Origin of the sequence: Streptomyces sp. NP-1717, assembly GCF_022695985.1 — a bacterium.
Lineage (GTDB): Bacteria > Actinomycetota > Actinomycetes > Streptomycetales > Streptomycetaceae > Streptomyces.
In genome coordinates, this window is sequence record NZ_JAAPBF010000231.1 from 1 (window position 1) to 11,605 (window position 11,605).

Consider the following 11,605-nt stretch of genomic DNA (forward strand, 5'->3'; position numbering starts at 1 on the left):
CCGGAAGTCCGCCCATTACGCTCGCGCGTCGCCGTACCCATCCCCGCGTTGCCCCCTCTGTCCGAATTGGCCATTTCCCCATGGGCGGTTGACCGGGCGATCACCCTACCTGAGCAGTGGGACGTGACCGCCAGCATGCATAGTAGGGGCCGGAACGACGGCGACCCTCTGTAAGAGAAGGGGGTCTGGCCGCGCAGTGGGGGAGAGGGACAGCGGACAGATGGCATCACGACGGGACGAACTCAACGCCTACACCTTCGCGAAGCGAAGGCTGATCGCGCAGTTCGTGCGGCCGAACTCGACCGGCTCGGAAGAGGGCGCGCCCCGTCCCCTGCGCGGCGTGGTACCCGGGATGATTGTCGCCGTGGTGATCCTCGCGATCTTCGGCGCCTGGGGGATGTTCAAACCGGTGGCGCCCAAGAAGTGGGACACGCCGGGCGAGAACGTCATCATCGCCAGCAAGTCCACGACCCGTTACGTGGTGTTGAGGACCGACAAGAAGATTCAGCTCCATCCCGTGTTGAACATGTCGTCGGCCAAGCTCCTGCTCGACCCGGACAAGGGCAAGGTCATCAACGTCGACGAGTCGGTCCTCGACAACGGCAAGATCCCGCACGGGGCCACGCTCGGCATTCCGTACGCCCCCGACCGCCTGCCCGACGCCAAGGAGGCCGGCGCCGTGAAGCGCTGGGCGGTCTGCGAGCGCCCCGGGGAGGGCGGCCGGGCCATCGAGAAGGCCACGTTCGTCTTCGCGGAGCGCGACCAGAAGAAGACCGAGGGCGCGAACCGGCTGACCGGCGGTGAGCTGATGTACGTGGAGGGCCCCGACGAGACCCGCTACATCGTCGACGCCACCGGTAAGTCCTACGCCGTCGACGCGGACGACGACGTGTTGCTGCAGCTGGTGGTCGGGGAAGACCGCAAGCCGCAACGTGTGTCCGCGGCGTGGCTGGCCACACTGCACCGCGGCGACGCCGTCGAGTTCCCGGAGATCGACGGAACGGTCGGCTCCGACGCGGGCATCGGCGGTGAGCTGGACACCGCACTCGACAAGGTCGGCACGATCCTCACGGCGACTGACGGGACCAAGAACCAGAAGTACGTCGTCCTGGCGGGCCGCGTCGCCCCGGTCTCCGACTTCACCGCCAAGCTGCTGCTCGGCAGCCCGGACCTGATCGAGGTCGGCCAGAACGGCAACGCCACGTCCGTCAGCGCCGCGGCGTTCCGGCCCGGTGCCCCGTTCGGGCAGGACAACGACTGGCCGCAGAACGAGCCCGACGCGGTCAACTCGGCGAGTACGGATGAAGGAAGCCGTAACACCGTGTGCAACGTACTGCGCGAGGTCGACGCGGACAGCGGCGACACCACGCTGAGCACCTGGGCCGGCACCGGGTTCCCGGCGACGCTGGCGACCGGGGCGACGAGCGCGTACGTCACCCCCGGATCCGGCCAGCTGTTCCGCCAGTTCACCGGCTCCACGACCAAGTCCGGCTTCCTCTTCCTGGTCACTGACACCGGCCTGCGGTACGCGATGCAGTCCAACGGGGACAGCGCGACGGACGACTCGGGGATCGGTGAATCCGGCTCGGAGAAGGAGCGGCAGGCGGCCCGTGACGAGGTGCAGAAGGCGCAGAAGGCCCTCGGTTACCTCGACGTGGACGCGGCGCCGATGCCCGCGGCCTGGTCAGGGCTCCTGCCGACGGGGCCGAGGCTGTCGACCGGGGCCGCGCGTCAGCCGCAGGGTTCGTGAGGGCGGGGCAGCCATGACAGACACGGACAGCCGTACGCGCCCCTCCGGTGCGAGCGGGCCCACGCTCAACTCCCCACCCACGTGGCGCAAGTTGACGGCGAGCACGACGGCGACCGCCGTAAGCGCCGCCGCCCTCGCGCTCGTGACGCTGTCGGCACCCACCGCGACCGCGGACACGGGGCAGTGCTCCTTTCCCGGCGAGAAGTACGAGGGCCGCCCCTGGGCGCTGCAACGCGTCCTGCTGGACGAACTGTGGAAGCAGTCCACCGGCGAGGACGTGAGGGTCGCCGTCATCGACACGGGCGTCGACACCGAGAACCCACAGCTCGCCAAGGCGGTGGACGCCGGCAGCGGTGCCAACCTGATGCCCCCGGACGCCAAGGACGACAACGGCAACAAGCTGGAGCGCGGCAAGGCCAACGGCACCACCGACGTGGTCGGCCACGGCACCAAGATCGCCGGCATCATCGCCGCGCGCCCCGCCAAGGGCACCGGTTTCGTCGGCCTCGCGCCCGACGCGACGATCATTCCGATCCAGCAGAACGACGCGTTCGGCAACGGCACCGCCGAGACGCTCGCCGACGCCATCAACCACGCGATCGAGCAGGACGCCGACGTCATCAACATCTCCCAGGACACGGCGGACGCCGTGGAGCCGACAGAGCTGTTGAAGCAGGCGGTGGACGACGCTCTCGCGGCGGAGATCGTCGTCGTCGCCTCGGCGGGCAACGACGGCCTCGACGGCAAGGTCAAGGAGACGTACCCCGCCTCGTACGACGGCGTGCTGGCCGTGGCCGCGTCCGACCGGAACAACGAACGCGCGTCGTTCTCCCAGTCGGGTGAGTTCGTCGGCATCGCGGCACCGGGGGTCGACATGGTCACGACCGTCCCCGGAGGCGGCCACTGCGCGGACAACGGCACCAGCTTCTCTGCCCCGTACGTCGCGGGAATCGCCGCTCTGATCAAGAGCAAGCACAAGGGGTGGACGCAGAAGCAGATCGTCGCCCAGATCCAGCAGACGGCGGAGCGCTCGATCCCCGGCCGCGACCGCCTGGTCGGCTGGGGAGTGGTGGACCCGGTCCGCGCGCTGACCGAGGATGACAAGCCCGTCGAGGAACCGGTGGCACACGAAGGAGTGACCAGGGCCGAAGCACCGACCCCGGCCGAGATCCACCTCGGGGAGACGGCCGAGGAACGGAACTCCCGCCTCGCCACCTACGTCGTTGTCGGCGGCGCCGTCCTGGTGGCCGCTATCGCAGGCGGTTCGGTGGCCCTGCGCGATTCAAGGCGCCGGGCGCGGCGGGTTGAGGAGAGTCGGTGAACGGGGTGAGTGGGTTCCGTGGGACGGGTGAGGGCGTCGTCCCGCAACCAAGTCACCTGACCGGCAACCCACTTAGTGGTGTCCGAGCAAGTAGTTAGAGTGGTCGCGAGCGATCAACGCCTGCATGCAGAAAGACCGGTTCGCTGGGGTCGCGACGCAGGACAGCAGAAGCAAACGGGGAGGAACGGGCATCGTGCCTGAGTCGGTGGGTGGCATGAGCGGGGGGCTCTGATGGCGAGCAATCTTGAGCGCGGTGTCGGAGCGCTGAAGAAGTTCCAGGGTCAGATCAACACCCTGCTCGCGGAGTTCGAGGGCGGCGCGGGCGGCAACGGGGAGATCGCGGCCCAGCGCGTACCACGATCGTCTTTCAGCGGCCCGGGCAAATTCGACGAGGCCGAGGGCTTCTCCATGCAGTACGAGCGGGTGCACACGTCGCTCATCGCGCTTTCCAAGTCTCTCGGTGACCAGATAGAGCTGCTGAGCATCGGAGTCCATGCCGCCGACGTCGGTTACGACAACGTCGAAGAAGACCTGCGTTACCGCTTCCACACCATCCAGACGCGCTTGGACGAGCAGCGCGAGGAGCAGGCGAAGCAGCAGAGGCAGGAGAGGGGCGAGGCACCCGAGGCGCCGCGCCAGAACGAGACCGGCGGCACGAAGGACTTGGGGTGACGAGACATGAGTGACGAGAAGAAACCGCCGCTCTCTCCCCAGGAGCAGCAGCAGAACGAAGACACTGCCAAGATCCAGACCGAGTTCGGCACGACGGACGCCGTGGAGCGCGCGGCGACGGCCATGGGCGGGCTTTTCTTCGGCAACGTCGGGGGCTTCTTCGGGAGAACGAGCTTCGAGGAGCGCGGCCTCAACGACATGCTCGACCTGCTGGACGGCGCGAACCCCTCGGACCTGGAGAACGCCGGCAAGAACCTCGAACGAGCCAAGAAGAGCCTGAACGACGCCGCGCAGGAGCTCAGCGACTTCGTCAAGGCGACGGACTGGCAGGGCGAGGCGGCGACCGAGTTCCAGCGTTACGGCGGTGAACTCGCCGGCTACGCCTGGGGCCTGGCCTCCTTCGCGAACATCATCGGCACCCAGATGTCCGTCGCGGCCACCGGCCTGACCTCGGTCCGCAACTCCAAACCGCCCCGTGACAACCGGGCCGACCCCAGGCGTCCCAGAGACTTCCCGGTCTCGGAACAGCGGGAGGACAACCCGGAGTACAAGCGGGCCGTTCAGGCGGAGGAGAACCGCCAGGAGGCCATCAACCAGATGAACCGCCTGGCGTCGTTCTACGCGGTGTCGGAGCAGTCGCTGGCGGGGGCGAAGGAGCCGGAGCTGCCGAAGATGCTGGCGGCGGATGTGCCGCAGCCGACGGGGGGCTTGTGGGAAGAGGGCAGCCATTTGGGAGATTCCGGCGACAAGGGCGCGCTGGGATCGTCGCCACAGCAATCGAGCGCCGTACGTGCAGACGCCAGCGGAACGGGCGGCGTGTCCCGTATTGGTGCTGACGGTTTGTCCACACAGGACCCGGCCCCCAACACATCGATGGAGATCGACAGCGGCAAGACGCTGCCGCCCACCACGACGAATCCTGGACCCACGCAGCCTCCTACGACGCCTGTCGGACCGAGTTCCGGAAACCAGCACTTCCCATCGCCACTGGGGCCCAATCTCGGCCCGCCTGTACGTGGCGGCGGCCCTCGTTCCGGCCCCCCGCTCGCACCGAGAGGTGGAGGCCCCGGGCCGTTCTCCAACGCGAAAACAAGTACTGGAGAGGGCGGCCGCCAGGGCCCCGTAGGGCGCCCGACCCCGATGAACGGCGGCACCAACTCAGGCTCCCAGTCGACCAGGGGCCCGGTCGGCAGGCCGACGACTCCCATGGGCCCGGGCGCGGGACGCGGTGGTGGCACAGGCGCCACCCGGAGCCCCATGGTCGGTCGACCGAGCACCGGCGGGCCGCCCATGGCCGGACGCTCCGGCCCCGGCTCTTCCTCCGCGCCCCGTACGAGCCGTGCCAACGGCATCGTAGGAGGCACCCCGCAACGCACATCCGGCGGCGGAAATGGCGCCTCCGGATCGCGCATTCCCCGAGGAAATGTCATCGGAGGTCCGGGTAGCACGACGCCCGGTCGTCCGTCGTCTGCAGCGCGTCCCAGCCAGTCCGGTGTCGTGGGGGCGGGGCCAGCGAAGGGCGCCGCACGGCCCGCAGGGCGGGGAATGCCCAGTCCCAGCAATGGCGTCGTGGGCACTCCGCGAAGCGGTGGCACGCCCCCCAAGTCGGGTGCTGGCGCATTCACGACCGGCGGCTCGGGGCTGTCCGGTGACCGTCATGGTCAGCAGTCTCACGACGAGGAGACGGAGCGTTCCGTACAGCCGCGCTCCGAACCTCGGGTGGACGACGCAGAGACACGGGTGGGTCGGCGGCGTGGTGCCGTACCGCCAGTCATCGACTAAGCACAGCGGAAGGTTCGGAAGTCGGGATGACGGCAGGAATCAGCCAGGTCCGGAAGCGATCCGGGTCGTACGCCTTTCGGCGCGGCCCGCTGTTCGCGGTGGCCGTGATCGGGGCCTCGGCAATGGTGGTGGTCGGTGCCGCTCCGGCGGCGGTCGCTGAGGACATGCAGTCCAAGCAGTGGTACCTGGATGCCATGCGTGTCGAGGACATCTGGAAGTCCACCACTGGCGAGGGCATCAAGATCGCCCTCATCGACAGCGGTGTCAACGCGTCGACCCCCTCACTCAAGGGGCAGGTATTGAAGGGCCTGGATACCACGGAGACGGACGGGACGACGGACGACTACAACGGTCACGGGACCACCATGGCCGAGCTCATCGCCGGAACAGGTGCGGGCGGTGGCATCAAAGGCCTGGCACCCGGGGCCAAGATCATCCCAATGCGGACGGCCAACAAGGAGTTCGAGGAGAAACACAAGTCGAACTCTCTGGACAACGTCAACGCCATCCGCGCGGCCGCCGACGGCGACGCCAAAATCATCAACATGTCAGGTGGCAGCGAGTTCCTTACCTCCCAGGAGAAGGAGGCGGTGAAGTACGCCTATGGGAAGGGCAAGTTGTTCTTTGCCGCAGTCGGTAACACGGGCCACAAGGACAACAAGCCCGGTTACCCCGCCAACTATCCCGAAGTAGTCGGCGTGGCTGCGACCGACCGTGAAGGGGAGGTCGCCACGTACTCGAACCACGGCGACTTCGTCGACATCGCCGCCCCCGCCAACGATCTCCCCCGTTGGTGCGACCAGACTTTCAGGAAGTACTGCATGGGCAACGGCGGCACCAGCGCCGCCACCGCCCTCGCCTCCGCCTCCGCCGCCCTCATCTGGTCCGCCAACCCCGATTGGACCGCGAATCAGGTCCTGCGCGTCATGTTCGAGTCCGCGGGCCGTGGTGACGACTGGAAGCCCGGCACCGTCAGCAACTACCTCGGGCACGGCATCGTCCGTCCCAACGCGGCCATCAACCGCGGGATCGGCAAGCCCGGCGACCCGGACGTCAGCCCGCTGACCAACGAGAGGATGACGGCCGGCGGCTCGTCCGACGCGGGTGCTCCTAAAGAGGGCGCTGCCAAGGAGGATGACGCGGCCTCCTCCCTGCCCGACTCCGACGCGAAAGCCCCGGACACGGACACGGCCAGCGCCGCCAAGGACACCGGCGACGACAGCCAGTTGGGGCTGATCCTCGGGGGAGCCGCGCTCGTCGCCGTACTGGCCGGGGGCGCGTTCGCCGTCGTACGCAGACGCCGCAGCGCGTGATCGCGCGGCTCAGACCATCACCGGAACACCAGCACACACCCGCAGTAGCGAGTACATAAACGAAGGGGAGACTGACATATGACAGTCCAGAAGGTCGGCGATCAGAGTCTCAAGGACTTCCAGGACGAGATCACGGTCAAGTTCGAGGACGTCAAGGGACAGCTGAGGAACCTCCAGGGCGTCATCGACAGCCTGGAAGGTGCCTGGAAGGGCATCGGCGCGAGCGCCTTCGACGTGAAGCAGGCCGAGATCAACTCGGGCATGGTCCGCATCGCGAAGATGCTCCTCAACTTCCAGGAAGCGATCCAGGTCACCCGTACCACCGCGGGCAACACCGAGGACGAGGTCTACGCGGCCCTCAACGGCGTCGACGTGACCGCCGGCTTCTCCGGTGACTCCGCCGCGACGGCGAAGGCGACGTCGAACATCGCCGGTTACTGACGCAGCCCGTACCGCACCACCATCACCCACCGCACTGACAGGAAACAGGAGGACTCGTGGCTCAGCAGAACGACGGCACCATGGTCGTGACCTACGGCTCGCTGGAGCAGGCCGCCGGGGTCATCGAGAAGCAGGCCGCCCGGCTCGACGAGAGCCTTGAGGCCATCCAGACGAAGATCCGCGGCGTCTCCGCGACCTTCGAGGGCGAGGCCAAGACCGCGGCGGACGCGGCCCACAAGAAGTGGGACAACGAGACGCGCATGATCCACAACGCGCTCAAGGACATCGCCCGCAAGGTCCGCGAGGCAGGCCCGACCTACCAGGCGGGCGACAGGAAGTCCGCCGGCTACTTCTAGGAACCTCTGAGAAGCGACCGGCAGTTACGGCCACAGTGGGGGGCACGCGCGGGAGGTGCCCCCCTTTGCCGTGTCCCCGTACGAGGCCGCGCGTCAGGCACTCGGGCAGGCGGTATGCACCCGTCAGATGTCGATCTCACACCCGTCACCCGACGGAGCAGCTTCCGTGTACGCCTCGACCATCTTCAGTACCGCCGAGGCATCGACCGGGTCATCGCCGACTCGCACCGTCGCGTAGAGGTCCCCATCGGTGTCCTTGTCGATCTCGGACGAGTCCTCGCACTGGATCAGCCCGGCTCCGCCCTTGCCCGAGTAGCTGTACCGCTTGTCGGCGCTGACCTTGTCGTCGGGATCCACGCCGATCGTCTTCGAGGCGATCTCCGCGACCGGGGTGTCGGCCTCGTACCACTCGATGGACGTCGACAGCGCGACCTTGTCGTCCACCGACACGTAGCAGCGCTTGACGCCGCTCGCCGCCTTTGACCGCTCCGAGACTTTCTCCCCCTCGGGCAGCAGGGGATCCAGTATGTCCGCCGGCACTTCCACGCCGCAGACAGCCTGAGGTGTTTCGTATTCCTTCGCTGATTCCGAACACGAGGCGATCAGCAGCGCGCACGAGAGCGCGCCCAGACTCGCGACGAGTCGACGACTCGTGGTGTGGGGGATGTTCTCACGGCTCTTCATGCGGTCCCTCGTTAGTCCCTGTGTCTGAATGGCCACCGAACTCGGCCCCGGCAACAGCAACGCCGAGCCACGACTACGTCCAAGGCCAAGGCTGCGGCCACGGTTGCGGCCGAGACCGCAACCGTGGCCGACGAACAACCCGTACCCGCTACGTCGGAATCTCGGTCTCCAGGTCGTCCGCCATCCTGCGCGCCGCCGTCGACGCGTCGTCGAAGCCGTCTGTGGTGCCGATACGGGTCCACTCCTGAATCCGCTCGGCATCCGGGTGATTGTGCGCCTTCGCGGCCTCTTCGCCGGCGACCCTCGTCATGTCGGTCTGGGCGTCCTTGCTGGCCTCCCAGCGGAGTCCGACGTCGTGTCCGACGCCCGCGAGGTTCTGCGGATCGGTGTCCTTGAAGAACTGTTCCAGTACGACGCCGGTCACCGTCCCCGCGGCCCCGCCCACCGCCGCGCCGACGACGGGGCTGGCGATGAACGACGTACCGACACCGACGCCCAGGCCGACGAGGCCCGAGATGGTGTTCTTCTTCTGGTTCGTCGCGTGCTCGAAGTCGTCGTCCTTCGCCTTGGCGTCGCCCAGGACCGCTTCCTGGCGGCCGATGGCGAGGGTCCCCTCGACCTCTCCCGACCGCCGCGCGATCTCCTTGACCGTCTCCTCGGCGGAGTGCGGATAGCGGCTGTCGGCGGGGAGATCCGGGTTGAGGTGGTAGTCCATCAGCCCTGCCATGTACGCCTTCTGGCCGACCTCGATCGCGGCGTAGCCCTCCGGGTTCTGGCCCACAGTCGCCAGGAAGCGCGTGACGTCGGTGTGCTGCATGTCCGCCGCCGCGCCCGCGATCGGGAAGAGCTTCGGCACGCTCTCGTTGCTGTCGCCGCCGTCCGCCGTGGCGCGGTTGATGTCCGGCAGGTACTCCGAGGCGATCTGGCCCACGCTGTCCGACATGAAGGCGTTGTCCTTCAGGCGGTTCGGGTCCTCCGAGATGGAGGACACGAGGCTCTCCATGAGCTTCGCCTGCTCGGGGTTGTGCGGCGGGGTGTCGACCGTTGGCAGTTCGCCCGCCGGGTGTCCGGTCGTGGCCGCTTCGAGAGCCATCGCCAAGTTGTTCCGGCCGGAGATGCTGTCGTCGCCGTCCTTGTCGCGCTCCGGCGGCCAGTCGCGCTCCTCGAAGAGGTAGTCGAAGTTGGAGAGCGAGTCCTTGACTTCCTTTCCGTCCTCGTTCTTCGTCTTGAAGTCGTGGTCCTCGTCCTTCGACAGGAACGGGTCGTTGAAGAAATCGGTCGCGGCATCCGGGCTGTTCGACAGCGCCTTCAGATAACCGATCATGGGGTCCGAACCCGAGTCCTCGCCGGTGCGGTTGAGGTTCGGGTCCATACCCATGTGGGTCCAGACCGTCGCCCCGTGGCGGCCGTTGCTGGTGGCCGCCTTCTCGGTCTCCATGAGTTCGCTGCCGTAGCTCTTCAGGAACTGGTCGTCGAAGTTGCCCCAGCGCATCAGGTTGCTCATCACCTGGAAGCCCTGAGTGGTGCTGTTCTTGTTGAGGGGCTGGCTTCCGAGATCCGTCATCTCGTACGTCCACCGGCGCATTTCCGGCGTGTCCGCCTGAGTGGCCGTTGCGAGTGTGAGACTCAGGTTCTTCTGCAGTTCGCCGAGCTGTTCGTGGCGTTCGACGTACACGTCCCTGTTCTTGTAGGGATCTGTTATGCCGGCCCAGAAATCCAGCGTCCCCTTGGGACCCAACTGCTCCGCGAAGCGCTCGCTGAAGAGTTCGTCGCCGGAGTACTTCTTCAGACCCGCGCTGAGCGTGTCGAACTCCTTGACCGTCAGGTCTTCCGGGTTCTTCTTCGCGAGACGGGCCAGATTCTCGGCTTCCTTGATCGCGTTGGCCGCCGAATCGCGGTCCGCGTACTTCTGCCCGGAGAAGCCGTAGTCGGTGAGATCGACGAGAGCCTTGAGCGACGTGGCGGCCGTGTTGTCCATCTCCGTCGCCGTGTCGAGGATGCCCTGGAGCTCGTCCCGCAGCGCGTCGACGTCCTTCTGGCCGTTCGCGGGTTTCGGGTCGGGATTCGGAGTCACAGTGAAGCCGCTGCCCGCCGACTTGACGGACATGTGATTGCCCCGGCCGCGCTCGATGGCTTCCTTGAGCAGTCGCTGCTGGGTCTTCAACTCACCCTGGGTGTCGCGCATGATGTTGCGTATCGACTCGGCCTGGGTGTACGCGTCGTTGAACTCCTCGGCGGTCTTGCCGATGAACTCACGCGACACCGTGGCGTTGTAGCCGGCCCAGTTGGCCTTGCTCGCCTTGCCGTGGAGCCCGTCCTTGGCGTCGGCCTTGAGGTCGGTGAGTTTGGTGAGCATCTTCGTCCAGTCGCTGACCGTGGTGTCGAGCGACGCGAAATTGGCTGAGTGAAGGGCTTCGAAATCCATGATTCTGTTCCTTTAGTCCTTCTCAGTCCTTCGAGTCTTTCTTGCCCTCGCCGTAGACGTCGTTCTTCTCACCCGGCTTGGACCACTGCTCGTCGAAGCCCGCATCCAGGGTGGAGATGCTGCTCACATGACGCTCGATGAATATTTCGTCGCCCTCGTGTGCCTTTTTTGTGAAGTCCATGTGGTTCGAAATGAGCGCGCACGCGTCCATGACCGAACCGAGCTGGCGGTCCCAGCGCAACGAGACATGGCTCAAGGCCCCGCCCAGGGCGAATCCTTGGCCCTTCAGGTCACTTGCGGCCGTGTCGGTGCTCGTAACCCGTGCCTCTTCCCACAGCCGGTTGTACAGCTTGAACGCTTCGTCGCCGATCGCCGCCAAGTCCTTCTGGTCGACTGTCAGATCGCCGGTCGGATTGCCCGCGTTCGGCCGGTCCTCCTCCGGGATTCCGTTCAGCTGCATCTGCCCCGACCCGTTACCCGCCGCCGATGCCTTCAGCTGGTCCCATTCGTCCCATGCCATCTGGGATTCCTTCCCCCGTGCTCGCTGATGGATTTCACCATTCCGGATCAACCTATTGATGCGCGCTGATCACACGCAAGTGCTGTCCGTCCCAGCCGCGTTCAGCCGGGGGCGCTCTCTCCAGCGCACATCCCCGGCCTCCCGCGACTCGCCCCGTCTCACTCCGTCCCCGCCAGCCGGAACATCTCCACCGCCTGCCACCCCAGGAACAGCGCCAGTCCGATCAGCGCGAGCTTCCGGCCCCGGATCAGTCCGTCCGACGGCTGGTGGGCCGCCGGGTCGTCGAAGCGGTGTGCCTGGAAGCGCCACCACACCTTCCGCTGGTCCACGAAGGCCAGCCC

The 11,605-nt window shown here is 66.9% G+C and carries 11 protein-coding genes; 7 read left to right on the forward strand and 4 right to left on the reverse strand.

Going from position 1 to position 11,605, the window contains the following annotated elements:
- The first annotated feature begins 220 nt into the window (after positions 1 to 220).
- The 7 genes from eccB to GXP76_RS30085 all read left to right on the forward strand — a co-directional run bounded on the left by eccB (position 221) and on the right by GXP76_RS30085 (position 7,635).
- Positions 221 to 1,750, forward strand: coding sequence for a type VII secretion protein EccB (gene eccB, locus GXP76_RS30055; protein WP_242574775.1), 1,530 nt, complete (start codon positions 221 to 223; stop codon positions 1,748 to 1,750).
- Between the two features lie 13 nt (positions 1,751 to 1,763).
- Entirely contained in the window at positions 1,764 to 3,071 is a 1,308-nt protein-coding gene (gene mycP / locus GXP76_RS30060) for a type VII secretion-associated serine protease mycosin (protein WP_242574776.1), read from the forward strand.
- Positions 3,072 to 3,302: 231 nt separating this feature from the next.
- Positions 3,303 to 3,743: a hypothetical protein gene (locus tag GXP76_RS30065; RefSeq protein WP_242574777.1), complete on the forward strand. Its 441-nt coding sequence runs from the start codon at positions 3,303 to 3,305 to the stop codon at positions 3,741 to 3,743.
- A 6-nt stretch (positions 3,744 to 3,749) separates the two neighbouring features.
- Positions 3,750 to 5,525 carry a hypothetical protein gene (locus tag GXP76_RS30070; protein ID WP_242574778.1) on the forward strand — a complete coding sequence of 592 codons (1,776 nt, stop codon included), beginning with the start codon at positions 3,750 to 3,752 and terminating at the stop codon, positions 5,523 to 5,525.
- A gap of 26 nt (positions 5,526 to 5,551) precedes the next feature.
- Positions 5,552 to 6,838 carry a S8 family serine peptidase gene (locus tag GXP76_RS30075; RefSeq protein ID WP_242574779.1) on the forward strand — a complete coding sequence of 429 codons (1,287 nt, stop codon included), beginning with the start codon at positions 5,552 to 5,554 and terminating at the stop codon, positions 6,836 to 6,838.
- Between the two features lie 78 nt (positions 6,839 to 6,916).
- Positions 6,917 to 7,279 carry a WXG100 family type VII secretion target gene (locus tag GXP76_RS30080; RefSeq protein WP_242574780.1) on the forward strand — a complete coding sequence of 121 codons (363 nt, stop codon included), beginning with the start codon at positions 6,917 to 6,919 and terminating at the stop codon, positions 7,277 to 7,279.
- Positions 7,280 to 7,335: 56 nt separating this feature from the next.
- Positions 7,336 to 7,635, forward strand: coding sequence for a WXG100 family type VII secretion target (locus GXP76_RS30085; protein WP_237285377.1), 300 nt, complete (start codon positions 7,336 to 7,338; stop codon positions 7,633 to 7,635).
- A 123-nt stretch (positions 7,636 to 7,758) separates the two neighbouring features.
- Here GXP76_RS30085 and GXP76_RS30090 read toward each other — a convergent pair whose 3' ends face one another.
- The 4 genes from GXP76_RS30090 to GXP76_RS30105 form a co-directional block, all read right to left on the reverse strand.
- Complete coding sequence (locus tag GXP76_RS30090; protein ID WP_242574781.1) at positions 7,759 to 8,319, reverse strand: hypothetical protein; 561 nt, start codon at positions 8,317 to 8,319, stop codon at positions 7,759 to 7,761.
- A 148-nt stretch (positions 8,320 to 8,467) separates the two neighbouring features.
- Positions 8,468 to 10,744 carry a DUF6571 family protein gene (locus GXP76_RS30095; protein WP_242574782.1) on the reverse strand — a complete coding sequence of 759 codons (2,277 nt, stop codon included), beginning with the start codon at positions 10,742 to 10,744 and terminating at the stop codon, positions 8,468 to 8,470.
- 22 nt (positions 10,745 to 10,766) lie between these two features.
- Complete coding sequence (locus tag GXP76_RS30100) at positions 10,767 to 11,264, reverse strand: hypothetical protein (protein WP_242574783.1); 498 nt, start codon at positions 11,262 to 11,264, stop codon at positions 10,767 to 10,769.
- A 158-nt stretch (positions 11,265 to 11,422) separates the two neighbouring features.
- On the reverse strand, positions 11,423 to 11,605 hold a 183-nt coding region (locus tag GXP76_RS30105), incomplete at its 5' end, for a hypothetical protein (protein WP_242574784.1).

What these genes read in the sequence shown, in the direction of transcription:
- GXP76_RS30065 (WP_242574777.1), top strand. Translation starts at nt 3,303, where the DNA reads ATGGCGAGCAATCTTGAGCGCGGTGTCGGAGCGCTGAAGAAGTTCCAG.
- GXP76_RS30090 (WP_242574781.1), bottom strand. Translation starts at nt 8,319, where the DNA reads ATGAAGAGCCGTGAGAACATCCCCCACACCACGAGTCGTCGACTCGTC.
- eccB (WP_242574775.1), top strand. Translation starts at nt 221, where the DNA reads ATGGCATCACGACGGGACGAACTCAACGCCTACACCTTCGCGAAGCGA.
- mycP (WP_242574776.1), top strand. Translation starts at nt 1,764, where the DNA reads ATGACAGACACGGACAGCCGTACGCGCCCCTCCGGTGCGAGCGGGCCC.
- GXP76_RS30095 (WP_242574782.1), bottom strand. Translation starts at nt 10,744, where the DNA reads ATGGATTTCGAAGCCCTTCACTCAGCCAATTTCGCGTCGCTCGACACC.
- GXP76_RS30100 (WP_242574783.1), bottom strand. Translation starts at nt 11,264, where the DNA reads ATGGCATGGGACGAATGGGACCAGCTGAAGGCATCGGCGGCGGGTAAC.
- GXP76_RS30070 (WP_242574778.1), top strand. Translation starts at nt 3,750, where the DNA reads ATGAGTGACGAGAAGAAACCGCCGCTCTCTCCCCAGGAGCAGCAGCAG.
- GXP76_RS30080 (WP_242574780.1), top strand. Translation starts at nt 6,917, where the DNA reads ATGACAGTCCAGAAGGTCGGCGATCAGAGTCTCAAGGACTTCCAGGAC.
- GXP76_RS30075 (WP_242574779.1), top strand. Translation starts at nt 5,552, where the DNA reads ATGACGGCAGGAATCAGCCAGGTCCGGAAGCGATCCGGGTCGTACGCC.